At 68.3% G+C, this 18,973-nt stretch carries 16 protein-coding genes; 12 read left to right on the forward strand and 4 right to left on the reverse strand.

Translation table 11 applies throughout. The annotated features are described in order from the left end of the window. Positions 1–52 precede the first annotated feature (52 nt). The 6 genes from ABNQ40_RS02635 (at position 53) to ABNQ40_RS02660 (ending at position 6,031) form a co-directional block, all read left to right on the forward strand. Positions 53–916, forward strand: coding sequence for a transporter substrate-binding domain-containing protein (locus tag ABNQ40_RS02635; RefSeq protein WP_109050904.1), 864 nt, complete (start codon positions 53–55; stop codon positions 914–916). Positions 917–1,001: 85 nt separating this feature from the next. Beyond that, a complete protein-coding gene (locus ABNQ40_RS02640) occupies positions 1,002–1,667 on the forward strand; it encodes an amino acid ABC transporter permease (protein ID WP_109050905.1) in 666 nt (221 codons plus the stop codon). Between the two features lie 12 nt (positions 1,668–1,679). Then, complete coding sequence (locus ABNQ40_RS02645) at positions 1,680–2,345, forward strand: amino acid ABC transporter permease (RefSeq protein WP_109050906.1); 666 nt, start codon at positions 1,680–1,682, stop codon at positions 2,343–2,345. A gap of 42 nt (positions 2,346–2,387) precedes the next feature. Further along, positions 2,388–3,200 carry an amino acid ABC transporter ATP-binding protein gene (locus tag ABNQ40_RS02650; protein WP_109050907.1) on the forward strand — a complete coding sequence of 271 codons (813 nt, stop codon included), beginning with the start codon at positions 2,388–2,390 and terminating at the stop codon, positions 3,198–3,200. An 80-nt stretch (positions 3,201–3,280) separates the two neighbouring features. After that, entirely contained in the window at positions 3,281–4,204 is a 924-nt protein-coding gene (locus tag ABNQ40_RS02655) for an aminotransferase class IV (RefSeq protein WP_109050908.1), read from the forward strand. A 48-nt stretch (positions 4,205–4,252) separates the two neighbouring features. After that, positions 4,253–6,031 carry a chloride channel protein gene (locus ABNQ40_RS02660; RefSeq protein WP_109050909.1) on the forward strand — a complete coding sequence of 593 codons (1,779 nt, stop codon included), beginning with the start codon at positions 4,253–4,255 and terminating at the stop codon, positions 6,029–6,031. Positions 6,032–6,071: 40 nt separating this feature from the next. Here the strand turns inward: ABNQ40_RS02660 and ABNQ40_RS02665 are convergent, their stop codons facing one another. Then, positions 6,072–7,010, reverse strand: coding sequence for a choline sulfate utilization transcriptional regulator (locus ABNQ40_RS02665; RefSeq protein WP_109050910.1), 939 nt, complete (start codon positions 7,008–7,010; stop codon positions 6,072–6,074). 111 nt (positions 7,011–7,121) lie between these two features. On the opposite strand from ABNQ40_RS02665, the gene betC reads away from it, so the two are divergent. Both betC and ABNQ40_RS02675 read left to right on the forward strand, forming a co-directional pair. Continuing rightward, a complete protein-coding gene (gene betC / locus ABNQ40_RS02670; protein ID WP_109491070.1) occupies positions 7,122–8,663 on the forward strand; it encodes a choline-sulfatase in 1,542 nt (513 codons plus the stop codon). A gap of 76 nt (positions 8,664–8,739) precedes the next feature. Then, complete coding sequence (locus ABNQ40_RS02675) at positions 8,740–9,711, forward strand: choline ABC transporter substrate-binding protein (protein ID WP_109050911.1); 972 nt, start codon at positions 8,740–8,742, stop codon at positions 9,709–9,711. Between the two features lie 286 nt (positions 9,712–9,997). On the opposite strand, the gene ABNQ40_RS02680 is transcribed toward ABNQ40_RS02675, so the two are convergent. Further along, positions 9,998–11,449 (reverse strand): aldehyde dehydrogenase family protein, encoded by a 1,452-nt coding sequence (locus ABNQ40_RS02680; protein ID WP_109050912.1) that lies wholly within the window; start codon positions 11,447–11,449, stop codon positions 9,998–10,000. A gap of 336 nt (positions 11,450–11,785) precedes the next feature. Between ABNQ40_RS02680 and ABNQ40_RS02685 the strand changes: the two genes are divergently transcribed. From ABNQ40_RS02685 to ABNQ40_RS02700, 4 genes are read left to right on the forward strand one after another with little or no spacing between them, the layout of a single operon-like run. Next, positions 11,786–14,467, forward strand: coding sequence for a PAS domain-containing protein (locus ABNQ40_RS02685; RefSeq protein ID WP_391345467.1), 2,682 nt, complete (start codon positions 11,786–11,788; stop codon positions 14,465–14,467). Next, a complete protein-coding gene (locus ABNQ40_RS02690) occupies positions 14,416–15,543 on the forward strand; it encodes a response regulator (protein ID WP_391345469.1) in 1,128 nt (375 codons plus the stop codon). Before ABNQ40_RS02685 ends, ABNQ40_RS02690 begins: the two co-directional genes overlap by 52 nt. Continuing rightward, complete coding sequence (locus tag ABNQ40_RS02695) at positions 15,536–15,922, forward strand: response regulator (protein ID WP_109050914.1); 387 nt, start codon at positions 15,536–15,538, stop codon at positions 15,920–15,922. Before ABNQ40_RS02690 ends, ABNQ40_RS02695 begins: the two co-directional genes overlap by 8 nt. A 7-nt stretch (positions 15,923–15,929) precedes the next feature. After that, the gene (locus tag ABNQ40_RS02700) at positions 15,930–16,514 is read left to right on the forward strand and encodes a DUF533 domain-containing protein (RefSeq protein WP_109050915.1); all 585 of its coding nucleotides are present in this window, start codon (positions 15,930–15,932) and stop codon (positions 16,512–16,514) included. A gap of 30 nt (positions 16,515–16,544) precedes the next feature. On the opposite strand, the gene ABNQ40_RS02705 is transcribed toward ABNQ40_RS02700, so the two are convergent. Then, complete coding sequence (locus ABNQ40_RS02705) at positions 16,545–16,976, reverse strand: CBS domain-containing protein (RefSeq protein ID WP_244592406.1); 432 nt, start codon at positions 16,974–16,976, stop codon at positions 16,545–16,547. Between the two features lie 94 nt (positions 16,977–17,070). Further along, complete coding sequence (locus ABNQ40_RS02710) at positions 17,071–18,837, reverse strand: SLC13 family permease (protein WP_109050916.1); 1,767 nt, start codon at positions 18,835–18,837, stop codon at positions 17,071–17,073. Positions 18,838–18,973 lie beyond the last annotated feature (136 nt).

Consider the following 18,973-nt stretch of genomic DNA (forward strand, 5'->3'; position numbering starts at 1 on the left):
GCCGCTGACCGAACCGACAAAAAGACGACGAACAGACAGAGGAGGCTTTGAGATGACCATCGACCAGGGAAAAATCGGCCGCAGGACCCTGCTCGGCCTTGCTGCCGGGGCCGCCGCTGGCGCCACCGTCGGACTGTCGGCTCTGCCGGCATTCGCCGCCTCGCCCTCCACGCTCGACAGGGTCAAGGAGAGCAAGCGCCTGCGCATCGGCGTGACCTCGGCCGAACCCTGGTTCTTCAAGGATCCGATGACCGAGACCTGGACCGGCGTCGGCGTGGCGATGGGGCAGCGGCTGGCCGCCAGCCTCGGCGCCACCCTGGTTCCGGTGGAGACGACCTGGGCCAACGCGGTGGGGGCGCTCCAGGCCGACCAGATCGACCTGATGTTCGTCCTCGACCCGACCGAGGAGCGGCGCAAGGCCATCGATTTCCCCGACGCCCCGCTGTTCTACTATGCCATGGGCGCACTGGTGGCCGGCGATTCCACCATCAAGAGCTGGACGGACATCGACAAGCCGGGCCTGCGCATCGGCGTGACGCTCGGCACCTCGCTGGACAAGAACGTGACGGCGATGGTGAAGCAGGCGGCGATCAACCGCTTCTCCAACAACGACGAGACCATCGCCGCCTTCGCCGCCAAGCGCATCGACGTCGCCGTCCAGTTTCATCCGGCGCTCGTCGTCCAGCAGACCCGCCTGCGGCTGGGCAAGGTCATCCTGCCCGAACCGGTGGAGCCGGTGGCCACCAGCGTCGGCCTGCGCAAGGAGGAGAACCCGGCCTTCCGCGACTGGCTGGATGGGCAGCTGAAGACGCTCTACGCCGACGGCGTCCCCGACCAGCTGTTTGCCGGCTATCTGAAGTCGAAGAACGTCGATGCCTCGAAGATTCCGGGCCTGATCAAGGAAGCCTGGCACTGACAGCCCGAGGCGGCGGAGCGATGCCGGTCCGCCGCCATTCCGCATCGGTCCGTTTGTCGGAAGTGGCCATCCACAAGGACGCCGCATGAGCTACCAATGGGATTTCTCGCCGGTCCTGACGCGATGGCCGCTGCTGCTCGACGGTCTGCTCAACACGGTGAAGATCGCTGCAATCGCCATCGTCTTCGGCGTCCTCGTCGGGCTGGTCCTGGCTCTGCTGCGGCTGTCGCCGCGCCGGTCTCTGCGCCTACCGGCGGCGATCTTCGTCGAGTTCTACCGGAACACGCCGCCCATCGTGCATTTCTTCTGGTTCTTCTATGCCCTGCCGGTGGTGCTGAACATCAGCCTCGATCCGCTGGTGGCCGCCGTGCTCGCCCTGTCCACCCAGTCCGGCGCCTTCTATGCCGAGGTGTTCCGCGGCGGCATCCGCTCCATCGAGCGCGGCCAGTGGGAGGGGGCGAAGGCGCTGGGGATGACCCACACGCAGCTGATGCGGCGCATCGTGGTGCCGCAGGCGGCGACGCGCATGGTCGCTCCCTTCGTCGAACGCTCCTTCGAACTGATCAAGACCACAGCGCTCGCCTCCACACTGGCCTATGGGGAGCTGCTCTATCAGGCGATGATGGTGAACAGCGAAACCTTCCGGCCGCTGGAGGTCTACACCGCCGTCGCCCTGCTCTATCTCGTGCTGCTGGTCTCGTGCAGCGCGCTGGCCCGGGTCGCCGAAGCGCGGCTCACCGCCTACCGCTGAGGAGACGAAGAGATGGACTACGCCTTCGACTTCGCCCTGGTGGTGGAGACCTTCCCGATCCTGATGCGCGGCTTCGTGGTGACGCTGGAGCTTTGGCTGCCCAGCCTTGCCATCGGGCTGGCCGCCGGGCTCGTCCTGGCGCTCGCCCGGCTGTCGCGCAGCCGGATGCTGCGCGGCGGCAGCCTCGTCTACATCGAGCTGTTCCGCGACACCCCGGTGCTGATCCAGCTGATCTGGTTCTACTATGCCTTCCCCATCCTGATCGGGGTGCAGCTGTCGCCCTTCACGGCGGCGCTGCTCGGGCTGGCGCTGAACACCTCGGCCTATGGGGCGGAGATCTTCCGCGGCGGCATCCAGTCCATCGCCCGCGGCCAGTGGGAAGGGGCGAAGGCGCTGGGCATGCGGCACGCCGACGTGCTGCGCCGGATCGTCCTGCCGCAGGTCTTCAAGCTGATGCTGCCGGCCTTCACCAACCGCGCGGTGGAGGTGGCGAAGATGTCGTCGCTGGCCTCCGTGCTGTCGGTTCATGAGCTGATGTATCAGGGCCGGCTGCTGAGCTCGACCTACTACCGTCCCTTCGAAATCCTCACGACCGTGGCGGTCGTCTATTTCGTCCTGATCTATCCGGCCACCTTCCTGTCGATGACCCTCGAACGCCGCATGGCCGGCAAGGGCTGACCGTCATGCAAGCGGAGACTCCGTCCATGCCAGAATCCCATAATGCCGGTGTCGATCCCGCCGGCCTCGCAGGTCCCGGCACCGCCGATCCTCCAGGTGTCCGGCCTTCACAAATGGTTCGGTGCGCTGCATGTGTTGCAGGGGATCGATTTTTCCGTGGCCGCTGGCGAGCGCGTCGCCATCATCGGCGGCAGCGGATCGGGGAAGAGCACCTTCCTGCGCTGCCTCAATTTCATGGAGATGCCGACCGCCGGCCGGATCGCGCTCGACGGCACGCCGCTCGGCCGCGCATCCGCCGGCAAGTCCGACGAGGTGCGCTATCCCGAAAGCGAGCTTTGCCGGGTCCGCGAGCGCGTCGGCATGGTGTTCCAGCAGTTCAACCTGTTCCCGCACATGACCGTGCTGGAGAACGCCATGGAAGGGCTGGTCACCGTCAAGCGGATGAAGAAGGCGGAGGCGCGCGAGCGGGCCCTGCGCGAGTTGGACAAGGTCGGGCTGGGCGGCAAGACCGACGTCTATCCCGGACGGCTGTCCGGCGGCCAGCAGCAGCGGGTGGCCATCGCCCGCGCTCTCGCCATGGAGCCGGAGATCCTGCTGTTCGACGAACCGACCTCTTCACTCGATCCCGAGCTGGTAGGCGAGGTCCTGCGCGTCATCCGGCAACTGGCGGAGGAAGGGCGGACCATGCTGCTCGTCACCCACGAGCTTGGCTTCGCCTATCATTTCGCCACCAAGGTGATCTTCCTCGCCGACGGCGTCTTCCACGAGGTTGGGACACCGGACGAGGTGCTGAAGCATCCCAGACAGGAGCGCACGCGCGCCTTCCTGGAGCGCTTCACCGAATTTTCCTTCTGATCTTCCTTCTGGGCATCCGAGAAACAGGCGGCGCAGCGCCGGCCGGACAGGCCGACCGCCGCCGGGAAAGGGTACATACGATGGTTTCCAACAGCACGGTCAGCCAGACGAGTTCGCAGGGTTATGTCGACGACAGCCGCAACGACGAGGTGCTGATCTATGTGAACGGCGCGTTCTTCCGGCGCGACGAGGCGAAGATCTCGGTCTTCGACGCCGGCTTCGTGCTGGGCGATGGGGTGTGGGAAGGGCTGCGGCTGGTCAAGGGCCGCATCCTGGCGCTGGACGACCATATGGACCGGCTGTACGAGGGCGCCAACGCCATCCAGCTCGACATCGGCATGACGCGCCAGGAACTGGTCGCGGCGATCCAGGCCACGCTGGACTGCAACGGCATGACCGACGGCGCCCACATCCGCCTGATGGTCACCCGCGGCCGCAAGAAGACGCCCAACCAGGATCCGCGCTTCGCCCTTGGTCAGGCGACCATCGTCATCATCGCCGAATACAAGGCGCCGAAACCGGAATCGAAGGCCAAGGGACTGACGCTGTTCACTTCGACCATCCGGTGCAGCGGCCCGGACGTTTTCGACCTGCGCCTCAACTCGCACAGCCGGCTCAACTTCATCCAGGCGCTGATCCAGGCGATCAATGCCGGGGCCGACGAGGCGCTGATGCTCGATCCCCACGGTTTCGTGGCGAGCTGCAACTCGACCAACTTCTTCATCGTCCGCAAGGGCGAACTCTGGACCTCCACCGGCCGCTTCAACTTCAAGGGCATCACCCGCGCCAAGACCATCGATCTCTACCGCAAGGACGGCCGCACGGTGCGCGAGCACGACTTCACCCTGGCGGAGGTCTATGCTGCCGACGAGGCCTTCGTCACCGGTACGCTGGGCGGCATCACGCCGGTGGTGCGGATCGACGGACGGCAGATCGGCGACGGCAAGCCGGGGCCGGTCACCACGCACATCGCCGAACTGTATGCCCGGGCGATGCTCGGCTGACGGCTGGGCCGTCCACGCACCCCAATGCCGGAGGCGGCGCGCCGTCGCATGTTCCAATCGCTGAAAGCCAGGCTGTCCCGTCCGGAACAGCAGGATCCGGGCATCAGGGCCCCGGCCTGGCTGCGCGCCTTCGTGCGCGGCGACGAGATCTGGCTGGCGGTGCTGGCGGCCGGCATCGGCATCGTCGCCGCCTGCCTGGTCGCCGCCATCGTCACCGCGGTGCAGTCGCTCCATCACGTCCTGTTCGCGGTGGAGGGCCATGACGTCAGCGGGGCCGCCGCCGTCGATCCGTGGCGGGCGGCGCTGGTCCCGGTCGCCGGGGGCTGCCTGATGGCGGGGCTCGGCTGGCTGCTCGCCCGGCTTCCCCGCCTGTCGATCATCGATCCGGTGGAGGCGAATGCGCTGCACGGCGGGCGCATCCCCATCCACGGCAGCCTGCTGCTGGTCCTGCAAACCATGCTGTCCAACGGCTTCGGCGCCTCGGTCGGCATGGAGGCCGGCTATGCCCAGGCCGGCGCGATGGTGGCATCGAAGCTCGGCCGCATCTTCCATGTCCGGCGCGGCGATCTGCGCACGCTGGTCGGCTGCGGCACCGCGGCGGCAATCGCGGCAGCCTTCGACGCGCCGCTGACCGGCGCCTTCTATGCCTTCGAGCTGGTGATCGCCAGCTACTCGATCTCCACGCTGGCGCCGGTCGGTGTCGCCGCCATAACCGGCGTCGGCGTCATGCGGCTGATCCTGCCGCAGCCGTCCTTGCAGGTCGGCTTCGCCGGCAGTCTCGGGGCGGCCGACTACGCGCTGGTCTGCCTGATGGGCGTGCTGTGCGCCCTGCTGGGCATCGCCATGATGCGGACGGTCGCGCTGGTGGAGGCGGTCTTCAATCGCAGCCGCGTTCCGGCCTGGGCCCGCCCGGTCGTCGGCGGATGCTGCATCGGGCTGCTGGCGCTTGCCACGCCGGCGGTGCTGTCGTCGGGCCACGGGGCGCTGCATGTCGGCTTCAATGCCTATTACACCGCCCCGGTCCTGCTGGCGCTGATCGGGCTGAAGGCGCTGGCCTCGGCGATCTCCATCGGGTCCGGCTTCCGCGGCGGCCTGTTCTTCGCCTCGCTGTTCCTGGGGGCGATGCTGGGCAAGCTGGTCGCCATCGGCTGGATGCTGGCGGTCGGACTGACCATCCCGGCGGTGGTGATCGGCATCGTCGGCATGTGCGCCATGGCCACCGCGGTGCTCGGCGCGCCGCTGACCATGGCCTTCTTGGCCCTGGAGGTCACCGGCAGCCTGCCCCTGACCATCGCGGTGCTGGCCGCCGCGGTGGTGTCGTCGATCACCGTGCGTCGGGTGTTCGGCTACTCCTTCGCCACATGGCGCTTCCACCTGCGCGGCGAGTCGATCCGCAGCGCCGCCGACGTCGGCTGGATCCGCGATCTGACGGTCGGGCGCATGATGCGCAAGGATGTCCGTACCGTGCGCGACGACCAGACGCTCGCCCAGTTCCGCCGCGCCTTCCCGCTGGGGGCGACGCAGAGGGTGATCGTCGTCGATCAGGCCGACCGCTATGCCGGGATCGTCTTCGTGTCCGACGCCCACCGCGAGACGGCGGAGACGGTCGAACTCGCCGATCTCATCCGCCTCAAGACCGACATGCTGCTGCCCAACGTCAACATCCGCGAGGCGATGAAGAGCTTTGCCACGGCGGAGAGCGACGTGCTGGCGGTGGTGGACGGCAGCGACCGGATGCGGGTGATCGGGCTGCTCACCGAACAGCACGCACTGAAGCGCTACAACGAAGAGCTGGACGGGCGGCTGCGCGAGGGCGGCCTGCTGTGACGAGCGGAAGCACAGCCACCATCCGCAGCGATGCCCGCGATCAAAGACCGGCTGCGGCTCCGTCCCGCCGGCTTTCCTCGACCACCCAGCGGCGGAAGCGGTCGTGGCGCTCATCCGTCCCACGCCGGCTGGGAACGACGAGGAAATAGCCCCTCTCCGTCTGGATCGGCCGGTCGAGCAGCGAGACCAGATGCCCGTCCCGCATCAGGTCGTCGATCAGCGGGCTCCATCCCAGCGCCACCCCCTGGCCCATCAGGGCGGCCTGCAAGACCAGCGGATAGTTGTTGAAGGTCAGTTCCTGGCCGCCGGCCGGCATCGGCAGCCCGTATAGGGTAAACCAGTCTCCCCAGGACAGCCACGCGGCCGGCCCGACGCTTTCCAGATGCAGGAGCGGCAGCAGCGACAGATCGGCCGGGTTACCCGCGCCCTCGGCGGCATGCGGAGCACGGCTCGCCCGGAAGGCCGGGCTGCAGACCGGCAGCACCCGTTCCGGGAACAGCAGTTCCGCCTCGCAGCCGGGCCAATGGCCATGCCCGAAGGTGATGGCGATGTCTGTCGCCTCGCGGCGCAGGTCGATTGCGGTCTGCATCGTCACGATCCGCACGTCCAGCTCGGGCAGAAGCTGGCGCAGCGCGCTGAGACGCGGCAGCAGCCAGCCGGCGGCGAAGCCGAAATCGGTGGCGACGTTCAGCACGCCCGGCCGGCGCCGGTCACGGATGCGGGTCACCGCATCGCCGATGCCATCGAGCGCATCGCGCGTCGCCTCGTAGAGCCGTACGCCGTCCGGCGTCAGCGCCACCCCGCGGTGCAGGCGGCGGAACAGCGGCGTCCCCAGATCCTCCTCCAGCCAGCCGATCTGGTGGCTGACGGCCGACTGTGTGCAGGCAAGCTCGCGGGCCGCGGCGCTGAAGCTGAGCAGCCGGCCGGCCGCCTCGAAGAAAAGCAGGGTGCGCAGCGGCGGCAGGCGGTCCTTTCCCATGAGCACCCTTCATGCCAGCATGATCAGACAGGGGCTTCACGCTCCCTGCCGGCTTCGTCAATTCTATCCTCCTCGAACGATCTGTCCACAGACGGTATGAAGCAGGCGGATATGGCGCGGCGTCCCAACATCCTCATTCTCATGGCCGACCAGATGATCCCGCAGGCGCTCGGCGCCTACGGCAACCCGACGGTGCGGACGCCGAACATCGACCGGCTGGCGGACAGCGGCGTGGTGTTCGACAGCGCCTACTGCAACAGCCCGCTCTGCGCCCCCTCGCGCTATGTCTTCCTATCGGGACGGCTGCCCTCGGCCATCGGCGCCTACGACAACGCCGCCGAATTTCCCTCGACCGTTCCCACCTTCGCCCATTATCTGCGGCTGTCGGGCTACCGGACGATCCTGTCCGGCAAGATGCATTTCTGCGGCGCCGACCAGTTGCACGGCTTCGAGGAACGGCTGACCACCGACATCTATCCGGCCGATTTCGGCTGGACGCCGGACTGGACCCGGCCCGATGTGCGGCCGAGCTGGTATCATAACATGAGTTCGGTGCGCGATGCCGGTCCCTGCCTGCGCACCAACCAGCTCGACTTCGACGAGGAGGTGGTCTTCACCTCGGAGCGCAAGCTGTACGACATCGCCCGCGGCCGGCGGGAACGCCCCTTCTGCTTCGTGGTGTCGCTGACCCACCCGCACGACCCCTACGCCATCACCGAGCGCTACTGGAACCGCCACACCGACGCGGAGGTGCCGCTGCCGCGCGTCACCCTGCCGCCGGACGAGATGGACCCGCATTCGCGGCGGTTGCGCCACGTCTGCGCCATGGACGAGATGCCGCTCAGCGAACGGCAGATCCGCAATGCCCGCCGCGCCTATTACGGGTCCGTCGCCTATGTGGACGACCAGATCGGCCGGCTCATGACCGTGCTGGAGGAAACCGGGCTGGCCGAGGATACCATCGTCGTCCTGCTGTCCGACCATGGCGACATGCTGGGTGAACGCGGCCTTTGGTACAAGATGAGCTTCTTCGAGTCCGCCTGCCGCATCCCGCTGATCGTGCGGGCGCCGGGCTGGTTCCAGGCCGGGCGGGTCGCCGCCTCGGTCTCGTCGATGGATCTGCTGCCGACCCTGGTCGACCTCGCCCATGACGGGGCGGCGCCGGGCCTGCGGACGCCCATCGACGGGCGCAGCCTGCTGCCGCACCTTCAGCGCAGCGGCGGCCACGACGAGGTGATCGGCGAATATCTGGGCGAAGGCGCCGTGGCCCCGATTGTGATGATCCGGCGCGGCAGCGAAAAATTCATCCACTCGCCGGCCGACCCCGACCAGCTCTACGACCTGTCCGACGACCCGGACGAGCTGACCAACCGGGCGGAGCAGCCTGCCGCAGGCTCGGCGGCGGCCGATGCCCTGCAAGGCTACCGCGCCGAGGTGGACCGGCGCTGGAATCTGGGGCGTCTTCATGAGGAGGTTGTCGCCAGCCAGCAGCTGCGCCTTCTGGTCGGCGACGCGCTGCGGCAGGGGCAGCACCGCTCCTGGGATTTCCAGCCTTTCACCGATGCAGGCACCAGCTATATGCGCAACCATCTGGATCTCGACGATCTGGAAGCCATGGCGCGCTTCCCGCGTCCCGGCGCCTCTGCGCAGTAGGACGGCGCGACGGCGCGTCGGACCTCGACCGTCAACCGACAGGAGGGAAAGCAGCATGCATGGACCCGGGGTTGCAATGGGCGGTTTGACGGCAGGGCGTGCGGCGCTGGCCGGCCTGATGGCCGTGTTCGGGCTGGCGGCCGGCTCGCTGTCCTCTTCAGTGGCGGCGGCGGAACCGGCCAGCTGCCAGACGGTGAGGATGGCGGACCCCGGCTGGACCGACATCACCGCGACCAACGCGGTGGCGGGCACTTTGCTGAGCGCGCTGGGCTACCAGCAGAAGATCGAGACGGTCGCCGTGCCGATCATTTTCCAGGGGCTGAAAACCGCGCAGATCGATGTCTTCCTCGGCAACTGGATGCCGGCCCAATCCACCTTCCTCGACAAGCTGATCGCCGAGAAATCCGTCGAAATCGTGCGCCCGAACCTTGAAAACGCCAAATTCACCCTGGCGGTGCCGAAGGCGGTGGCCGATGCCGGCGTGCACAGCTTCGCCGACCTCGCCCGGTTCGGCGACCGGTTCGAAAAGAAGATCTACGGGATCGAACCGGGGGCGCCGGCGAACCAGAACATCCAGCGCATGCTCGACAAGAAGGATTTCGGGCTGGAGGGCTGGACCCTGGTCGAATCGAGCGAGCAGGCCATGCTGGCGCAGGCGGTGCGCCGGACGCGCAGCAAGGATTGGGTGGTCTTCCTCGGCTGGCAGCCGCACCCGATGAACACCCGGATAGACATGACCTACCTCAGCGGCGGCGACGCCTATTTCGGCCCGAACTATGGCAGCACGACGGTCAATACCCTATCCCGGCGCGGCTACGGCGCCGACTGCACGAATGTCTACCGCCTGTTCAGCCAGCTCGCCTTCACCGTCGGGATGGAGAACGAGATCATGGCCGCCATCACGGACGATAAGAAGGCGCCCAAGGACGCTGCGGCCGACCATCTGAAGGCACATCCCGACCTGCTCGGCCCCTGGCTGGCCGGCGTGTCGACCCGCGACGGCAAGGACGCCGCAACAGCCGTGCGCACGGCATTGGGCCTGAAGTGATGCAACCGAACGACATGAAAACGACAAGGAGATGAACGACATGCTCGCCGCGTTGCGTGCATGGGTCCGGGCCCGCTTCCCGTCCTGGTTCCGTCCATCCTACCGGCCCGAACGCCATTACATGCGAGGCCCCTCCGGCCGACGATGAGGCCGGAGCGCACAAAGGATGCTCGTTTCCATGATCCGGTCGTTCTGAGGCGCAGCGCCACCCTGGCCGGCCACCCAACCCATTGGCGGCCGGTCTCACCGGGACTGGATGGAGCACACGGCTCCATCACGGGTGGTTTCAGGGCGCGTAGCCGACGGTCCCCTTGATCTCCAGGAACTCCTCCAGCCCGAAATCGGCATATTCCCGACCGTTCCCGGACTGCTTGTATCCGCCGAACGGCGCGCCGGCGTCCCAGGCCGGGTGGTTGATGTAGACGTTCCCGCTGCGCATCTGCGCCGCCACCTTGCGGGCACGCTCCAGCGAGCCCGACTGCACGTAGGAGGCGAGGCCATAGGGCGTGTCGTTGGCGCGGCGGATCGCCTCTTCCTCGCTGCCGTAGGGGAGGATCGCCAGCACCGGGCCGAAGATCTCCTCGCGCGCGATGGTCATGTCGTCGGTAACGTTGGCGAAGACCGTCGGCCGGACATAATAGCCGCGGTTCAGCCCCTCCGGGCGGCCGGGGCCACCGGTGACGAGGTCGGCGCCCTCGGCGATGCCTGTCTCGATCAGGCGCTGGATTTTGTCGTACTGGACCTGGCTGACGACCGGACCGAGCCGGGTGTCGGCGGCGGACGGCGCACCGACCTTCAGCCGCTCGGCCGTGGTCCTGGCGATCTCCACTGCTTGGCCGTGCAGGGCGGCTGGCACGAACATCCGGGTCGGCGCGTTGCACGACTGGCCGCTGTTGTTCATGCAACCCTCGACGCCCAGCTTCACGGCACGGTTCAGGTCGGCATCGTCCAGGATGATGTTGGCGGACTTGCCGCCCAGTTCCTGATGCACGCGCTTGACCGTGTCGGCCGCCGCCTTGGCGACGAGGATGCCGGCCCGCGTCGATCCGGTGAAGGACACCATGTCGACGCCCGGATGGCGGGCGATGGCCTCGCCCACCGTCGGGCCGTCGCCGTTGACGAGGTTGAAGACGCCCTTCGGCACGCCGGCCTCATGGACGGCTTCGGCGAAGAGGATGGCGTTGAGCGGGGCGATCTCGCTCGGCTTCAGCACCATGGTGCAGCCGGCGGCCAGCGCCGGCGCCACCTTGCACATGATCTGGTTGATCGGCCAGTTCCACGGCGTGATCATGCCGACGACGCCGATCGGCTCCTTGCTGATCAGGGTGGATCCGCGCAGTTCCTCGAACGCGAAGCCTTCCAGCGTCTCGATCATCCGGGAAAGATGGGCGGTTCCCATGGCGGCCTGCGAGCGGTGGGCCAGCGTCTTCGGTGCTCCCATCTCGCGCGACAGGATGTCCGCGACGGCGTCGTAGCGCGCCTTGTAGCACTCCAGCAGGCGCCGCATCAGGGCAAGCCGCTCCTCGCGCGAGGTGGCGGCGAAGGCCGGGAAGGCGGCGCGGGCCGCGGCGACCGCCCGGTCGACATCCTCCGCTGTGCCCATCGCGATGGTGGCGAAGGCCTCCTCCGTCGCCGGATCGATCACGTCGAGCGTCGCGCCGCCCGCCGTCCCGGTCGCGGGCCCGTTCGCCGGATCCACCCAGGCGCCGTCGATGTAGAATTTCAGGCTGTTCGACATCCATGCCTCGTGTTCGTACAGTGGCGGGAACGGCTGCCTGACCAGGGACCGGAGCAGCCGCTCCGCAGGTCGAAGGAAAATAGCCCTCCGCACGACGGACCGGAAGCCGCAACACGCCGCCCCTGTCCGGGACCGGCGAAAGGCCACCCGTCCGTACAGCTTGCCGGCAGGGCGAACCCGAGCGCTCCCGAGAGGACGGGGACGAACGGAAACGGCAATCGACCGCCTGTCCCGACCACGAAGGCTCAGGTCGTGAGCGGTACCCAACACGCCGCCGTGAACGAACGCCGCCGCCGGCTGTTTCCATTACTGTCCATCCCCGTCCGACCATGGTTCATGCCCCCCGACCGAGCGCCACAGACCGACACCCCGTCCAGCAGCCAGCTTGCCGCCAGCCTCACCCGCAGGGAGAGGCAGCACGACCTGTTGGCCCGCTTCGGCATGGCCGCCCTGAAAAGCACCGACGTCGTCGACCTGTTGCAGCAGGCCACATCCCTCTGCGCCGAAGCGCTGGAGGCCGAGCTTTGCAAGGCGCTGGAATGGGTGAAGGATGCGGATGGCACCGAGCGTCTGCTGGTCCGCGCCGGTGTCGGCTGGCATCCCGGCGTGGTCGGCAAGCGGTCGGTCGGCCCCGAACTCGCCTCCCCCGCCGGCTATGCGCTGAAAACCGGCGAGCCGGTCATCGCCAACGACCTCGGCGCCGAGTCCCGTTTCCGCTGCCCCGATCTGCTGGCCGAACATGGGGTGACGCGCGCCATCAACGTCATCATCCGCGGCGAGGGCGCGCCCTTCGGCGTGCTGGAGGTCGACAGCAGCCGGGAGGGCCGCTTCGACGCCGCCGACGCCGCCTTCCTCCAGGGAGTCGCCAACCTGCTGGGCGGCGCCATCGACCGCGCCAACGATGCCACCGAGCGCCGCCGCACCGAAGCCCTGCTGCGCGAGAACGAGGCCCAGTTCCGCAGCCTCGCCGACCTGATCCCGCAGCTGACCTGGATGGCTGATGCCAGCGGAGCAATCTATTGGTACAACCGCCGCTGGTACGACTATACAGGCGCCAGGCCGGGCGAGACGGAGGGCTGGAACTGGCGGAGCGTCCACCACCCCGATCATGTCGAGCGGGCCTCCGACGGCTTCTTCCGCGCCATCCGCACCGGCGAGCCGTGGGAGGACACCTTCCCCCTGCGCGGCAGGGATGGCCGGTACCGCTGGTTCCTGTCGCGCGCTGTCCCGGTGAGCGGCCCGGATGGGCGCATCCTGCGCTGGCTGGGCACCAACACCGACGTGACCGAGCAGCGCAAGGCCGAATCCCGGATCATTGAGGCGGAACGCCGGCTGCAACTGGCGTTGCGCGCCGCGCGGATCGGCGCATGGTCGTGGAATTTGGAGGAGGACCGCATCGAGGCCGACGCCCGGCTGCGCGAGATCTTCGACTTCACCGCGGATCAGCCGATCGGCGGCTCCGACGTGACCGGCCGCGTCCATCCCGACGACCAGCCGCGGATCGGCGGGATCATCGAATCCGCCCGGCGGGAGCGCGGCGAATATGACGCCGAATTCCGCATCCTGCTGCCGTCCGGCGAGGTCCGCTGGGCGGTGGCGCGCGGGGTGGTGACCGACAGCACGCCGGAACGCAGCCTGACGCTGATAGGCGTGACCTGGGACACCACCGATGCCAAGCGGGCGGAGGAGCAGCTTCGCCTCAGCGAAGAGCGCTTCCGCTCGCTGGTGGAGGCGACCGCCGCCATCGTCTGGTACACCTCCGGCGCCGGCCGCTTCGAGGCCCCGCAACCGAGCTGGAGCAGCTTCACCGGCCAGACCTTCGACGATCTGAAGGGCATCGGCTGGGTCGAGGCCATCCATCCCGACGACCGCCCCCACACCTCGGAAGCCTGGCGTGCGGCGCGTACGGGGCGGACAATCTACAAGACGGAACACCGCCTGCGCCGGTACGACGGCGTCTATCGCGACATGCTGGTGCGCGCCGTGCCCCTGCTCGACGCCGGCGGGGCCGTTCAGGAATGGGTCGGCGTCCACACCGACATCACCACCCGCCGCCGCGCCGAAGAGGTGTTGCGCGAGACGGAGGAGCGCTACCGGCTGGCGGCGCAGGCCACCAACGACGCCATCTGGGACTGGAATCTGTCGTCCGACCGCATCCATTGGAACGAGGCGGTGCGCACCCTCTTCGGCTATGGCGCGGACACCGGCGAGACCTCCGCCTCCTGGTGGATGGACCACATCCACCCCGACGACCAGGACCATGTTGTGACCGGCATCCATGCGGTGATCGACGGCGGCGGCACGCGGTGGAACGACGAATACCGCTTCCGCCGTGCCGACGGCAGCTATGCCAGCATCCTCGACCGCGGCTTCGTCCTGCGCAGCCCCATCGGCCAGCCCCTGCGGATGATCGGCGCCATGCAGGACATCAGCGTGCGCAAGCAGGTGGAGGAGGAGCTGGAGGCCGCCCGCTTCACCGCGGAGGAGGCCAACCGGGCCAAGAGCCTGTTCATCGCCAACATGAGCCACGAGCTACGCACGCCGCTCAGCGCGGTCATCGGCTACACCGAAATGCTGGAGGAGGAGCTGGCCGACCTCGGCGTCGACAGCATGCTACCCGATCTGGAGAAGATCGAGGCGAACGCCCGCCACCTGCTGAACCTGATCAACGGCGTCCTCGACATCTCGAAGATCGAGGCCGGCAAGATGGAGGTGCACGGCGAGGACGCCGACATCGCCGAGCTGACGCGCGAGGTCGCCGCGACGGTCGAGGCGCTGGTGTCGAAGAAGGGCAACCGGCTGGCCGTGGAGGTGGCGGACGGGCTCGGCACCATGCACACCGACGTGGTGAAGGTGCGCCAGTGCCTGTTCAACCTGTTGAGCAACGCCGCAAAATTCACCGAGGACGGCACCATCACCCTGTCGGTGGAGCGGGCGCCCCCGGACCGCAGGGCGCGGATGAGGCCGTGCCCACCGACATGGTCGTCTTCCGCGTCACCGACACCGGGATCGGCATGACGCCGGAACAGGTCCGCCGGCTGTTCGAACGCTTCATGCAGGCCGACAGCTCCACCACCCGGCGCTTCGGCGGGACCGGGCTCGGGCTGGCGATCACCAAGGCCTTCGCCGACATGCTGGGCGGCGAGATATCCGTCGAGACCACGTCGGGCCAGGGCACCAGCTTCACGCTCCGCCTTCCCGCCGACCTGCGGCACGGCCGTCTGGCCGGCACGGCCGATGCCGACCCGTTGAGCGTGGAGGAGGTTACGCCGTCCCAGGCCGCCCGCGAGACGATCCTGATCATCGACGACGAACAGGCGATGCGCGAGCTGCTCGCCCGTTTCCTGCACCGCGAGGGGTTCGGCGTGGCTCTGGCCGCCGATGGACAGACCGGCCTGTCGATTGCCCGGCAAATCCGCCCGCGCGCCATCCTGCTGGACGTGATGATGCCGCGGACCGACGGCTGGTCGGTGCTGTCGGTGCTGAAGGCCGAACCCGACCTCGCCGACATTCCCGTCATCATCATCTCGTCGCGCCGGGAAAAGGGGCTGGCCCTGTCGCTGGGTGCCGCCGACTATTTCACCAAGCCGGTGGACTGGCAGCGCCTGCACCGGGTGCTGAGCGGCCTCAGCGGGCAGGCGCCGGGCACAGCGCTGGTGATGATGGAAGCGGACGAGACCCGCACCCTCCTGGCCGCCGAACTGGGCCGCGACGGCTGGCAGATCGCCGAGGCCGAAACGGAGGAAGAAGCATTCAGCCGTCTCGCCACCACCCCGCCGACGGTCATCCTGCTCGACCCCGTCATGGCCGGACTGGACGGCTTCGCCTTCCTCAAGGCACTGGACCGCAACCCGGACTGGCGGGACATCCCCGTCATCGTCGTCGTCGCCCAGCCAATCGGACGCGACGAGACGGAGGAACTGCGCGGCCGGGTGCAGGACATCATCCCGATGGCAGAGGACGGAGCGGATGGAGTGATCGAGGAGTTGAAGGAAGCGATCGCACGCCTGCGGCCCGCTCCCCCCGACCGGGGCCCCCAGGAACGGGGCATGGACGCCGGCGCGACGAACGGAACAGGAGGTACCGATGGCTAAGCTGCTGCTGGTCGAGGATCATGAGGAAATCTGGGACTTCCTGTCGCGCCGGCTGAAACGGCGCGGGTTCGACGTCGTTCTCGCCTTCGATGGACGGCAGGGGGTGGACATGGCGCGCAGCGAGCGGCCCGACGTCATCCTGCTCGACATGAACCTGCCCGTCATCGACGGCTGGACCGCTGCCCGCGAGCTGAAGGCGGGGCAGGAGACCGCCGGCATCCCGATCATCGCGCTGACCGCCCACGCCATGTCCGGCGACCGCGAGAAGACCTTGCAGGCCGGCTGCGACGACTATCACCCCAAGCCGGTCGATTTCTCCCGCCTGCTGACCCAGATCGACACCGTCATGCAGCGCCGCCCGCAAACGGCCGGGGAGTAACCGCGGAATGACCCAAGCCCCCCTCGGCCTGCTGAAGCGCCTTTTCGCCGGAGTGCCTGAGGCACCCGCTCCGGATGCCGCACCGGATGCCGCCCTCGGGGCCGATCCCGCTCCGCCGAAGTCCCGCCTGGGCCACGAGCCGGCGCTGCATGCGATGCTGGGCCGGCAGATCCTCGACGCCCATCTGCGCAACCGCCACCAGCTGCTCGACCGTGCGCCCACCGACTTCCGGACCGCCGACGCGGATGAGACCCATCTGCTGGTCCTCGCCATGTCGGCCGCCGCCCAGGCCGACGGTGAACTGGATGCGATTGAACGTGGCCGGATCCGGAGCAGGCTCGGCACCAGCAGCCTCGACGAGGAGGCCCGGAGCCGGCTGGAGCAGTTGGTGGACGAACCGCAATGCCTGGAGGAGCTGGTCCGCCGGATCGACACCCCGCGGCTGGCCGCGCGTTTCTACGCCGTGTCCCTGGCGACGGTCGACAAGAACGCGGCGATCAACCGCTCCTACCTGCGCTATCTCGCCCAGCGCCTGGGCCTGCCCGCCGATCTGGTTGTCCGCCTCAACCGGCAGATGGGGCTGCGGCTGTAAAGGAAATGGCGGGGGACTTTCGTCCTCCGCTCACACATCCTGCCCGCTGGCGCTGAGTTCGCTCAGCGCTTCGCGGATGGTGTCGGTGTCCAGCAGCATGCGGCGCGAGATATCGCTCAGCGTCAGCCATCCGACGACCACCCCGCCCTCGTCCAGCACCGGCAGGCGGCGCACGTGATAGGCGCCCATGATATCCATGGCGGTGGCCAGCGTGTCGGTGTCGCGGCAGCTGAACAGCGCGCTCGACATCACGTCGCGCACCCGCACCCGCGTGTTGTCGCCGCCTTCCGCCACCACGCGGAACAGGATGTCGCGGTCGGTCAGGATGCCGACGAGGTCGTCGGCCGATCCGACCGGCAGAGCGCCGACATCCAGTTCCCCCATCAGAGTCGCGGCGTCCTGCACGGTGGCGTCCGGTGAAATGAACTCCAGCGCCTTCGCCATGATCTCGGAAACCAGCACGGTCGTGATCCTCGTTGTTCAGGCCATCCGAACATCAGGCTTGGGGAACGGAGGCCGGCTTCCCGTTGTTCCCCGTCCCTCTCAGCCGCTCCTCTCAACCACCAAGCGGCCAGACCATGACGATCAGCCAGGTGCCGAGCGCCAGGATGATCAGCGACAGCGGCACGCCCAGCCGCGGATAATCGCCGAACCGGTAGCCGCCCGGCCCCATCACCAGCGTGTTGCACTGGTGGCCGATGGGCGTCAGGAAATCGCTGCCGGCACCGACCGCAACCGCCATCAGGAAGGGGTCGGGGCTGAGCCCCAGCTGCTGCGCCATGCCCGCGCCAATGGGCGCCATCACCAGCACCGTCGCGGCGTTGTTCAGGAACGGCGTCACCGCCATTGCCGCCGCCATGATCAGCGCCACGCAGGCCACCGCCGGCAGGCCGCGCGCGGCGTCGGCCAGCAGGGTGGAGATCACCTGCGTCGCCCCGGTGCTTTCCAGCGTGCCGCTGACCGGGATCAGCGCGGCCAGCAGGACGAGGATCGGCCATTCCACCGCGTGGTAGGCATCCTCGACGCTCAGCACGCCGGTGACGATCATCGCCGCCGCCGCCGCCAGGAAGGTGACCGCCAGCGGCGCCAGATGGAAGGCGAGAACCAGCATCGTGACGACCAGGATGCCGACCGGCACCCAGACCGGACGGCGCCGGCCGAGCTGCAGCCTGCGCTCCGCCAGCGGGATCAGGCTGGCGTCGGCCAGCGCATCCGGATAGCGCTCCGCCGGCACCTGCAACAGCAGCAGATCGCCCTCCTTGAACGTCACATGGTGCAGACGCCGGGCAAGCCGCTCGCCGGTCCGGCTGACCGCCAGCAGACTGACGCCGAAGCGCCGCCGCAGATCCAGATAGCGATCCGATTTGCCGGCCAGCGGCGAGTCCGGCGTCACCACCGCCTCCACAGCCAGCATTTCGCCTTCCGCCCCCTCCAGTATGCCCAGCGGCTCCAGCGATGCGCCCTGGACGAGGCGCTGAAGGGCGGGAGCGTCACCCTCCAGCACCAGCACGTCGTCGGCCATCAGGGTCCAGTGCTTGTCCGGCACATAGCGGCGGAAGCGCTCGCGGATCAGGCCGATCACCTGCGCCTCGCCCTCCGCCAGGGCTTCCACGTCGCGGACGGTGCGCCCGACGAAGGAGGACCCGGCCGGCAGCCTCATCTCGCTGGCGTAATTCTCGACCGCGAAGGTCTCCTCCGCCGAACGGGCGCCGCTGCGGTCCTGGGGCAGCAGGCGCCAGCCGACCATCAGGAACAGCAGCCCGACGACCGTGATGCCCAGCCCGACCGGCAGGTAGTCGAACATGGAAAATGGCTGGCCGACGATCTCGGTCCGCACGCGCGACACGATGATGTTGGGGGAGGTGCCGACCAGCGTCATCAGCCCGCCCATCAGCGAGGCGAAGGCCATCGGCATCAGCACCCGGTGCGCACCCGTCCGGTGCCGCCGCGCCAACTGCATGGTGATCGGCAGGAAGATGGCGAGCGCGCCGATGTTCTTCATCAGCGCCGACATGAAGGCCACCGATCCGCACAGGAAGGCGATCTGCCGCGTCGGCGTGCTGAGCTTCGCCGCCACCGGACGCACCAGCGCGTCGATGACCCCCGACCGGGCGATCCCGGCGCTGACGATCAGGGCGGAGGCGATGATGATGACGATGTCGTCGGCAAAGCCGGAAAAGGCGTCCTTCGCGGGGATCAGCCCCAGGAACACGCCGGCCAGCAGGGCCAGCACCGCAACCACGTCGAACCGCCACCTGTTCCAGACCAGCATCGCCACCACGATGCCCACCAGCGCGAAGGACATGAACTGCTGAAGGGTCATCTGGGGTCCGTTCGTTGAGGTGCCCGAAGGTAACCCCGCGCCCCCCACCTGCGTTCCCGCAAAGCCTGCGCTGACGCCCGGATGACCAGGATGCGCATCGTCCGTCGCTTCGGACTGCACTTTCAGGTTGCCTCCT

Origin of the sequence: Azospirillum sp. A23, assembly GCF_042938965.1 — a bacterium.
GTDB classification, from domain to species: domain Bacteria; phylum Pseudomonadota; class Alphaproteobacteria; order Azospirillales; family Azospirillaceae; genus Azospirillum; species Azospirillum melinis.

Coding starts and splice junctions, on each gene's coding strand:
- betC (WP_109491070.1), top strand. CDS start 7,122: ATGGCGCGGCGTCCCAACATCCTCATTCTCATGGCCGACCAGATGATC.
- ABNQ40_RS02695 (WP_109050914.1), top strand. CDS start 15,536: ATGGCTAAGCTGCTGCTGGTCGAGGATCATGAGGAAATCTGGGACTTC.
- ABNQ40_RS02700 (WP_109050915.1), top strand. CDS start 15,930: ATGACCCAAGCCCCCCTCGGCCTGCTGAAGCGCCTTTTCGCCGGAGTG.
- ABNQ40_RS02660 (WP_109050909.1), top strand. CDS start 4,253: ATGTTCCAATCGCTGAAAGCCAGGCTGTCCCGTCCGGAACAGCAGGAT.
- ABNQ40_RS02650 (WP_109050907.1), top strand. CDS start 2,388: ATGCCGGTGTCGATCCCGCCGGCCTCGCAGGTCCCGGCACCGCCGATC.
- ABNQ40_RS02635 (WP_109050904.1), top strand. CDS start 53: ATGACCATCGACCAGGGAAAAATCGGCCGCAGGACCCTGCTCGGCCTT.
- ABNQ40_RS02675 (WP_109050911.1), top strand. CDS start 8,740: ATGGGCGGTTTGACGGCAGGGCGTGCGGCGCTGGCCGGCCTGATGGCC.
- ABNQ40_RS02655 (WP_109050908.1), top strand. CDS start 3,281: ATGGTTTCCAACAGCACGGTCAGCCAGACGAGTTCGCAGGGTTATGTC.
- ABNQ40_RS02665 (WP_109050910.1), bottom strand. CDS start 7,010: ATGGGAAAGGACCGCCTGCCGCCGCTGCGCACCCTGCTTTTCTTCGAG.
- ABNQ40_RS02640 (WP_109050905.1), top strand. CDS start 1,002: ATGAGCTACCAATGGGATTTCTCGCCGGTCCTGACGCGATGGCCGCTG.
- ABNQ40_RS02645 (WP_109050906.1), top strand. CDS start 1,680: ATGGACTACGCCTTCGACTTCGCCCTGGTGGTGGAGACCTTCCCGATC.
- ABNQ40_RS02685 (WP_391345467.1), top strand. CDS start 11,786: ATGCCCCCCGACCGAGCGCCACAGACCGACACCCCGTCCAGCAGCCAG.
- ABNQ40_RS02710 (WP_109050916.1), bottom strand. CDS start 18,837: ATGACCCTTCAGCAGTTCATGTCCTTCGCGCTGGTGGGCATCGTGGTG.
- ABNQ40_RS02680 (WP_109050912.1), bottom strand. CDS start 11,449: ATGTCGAACAGCCTGAAATTCTACATCGACGGCGCCTGGGTGGATCCG.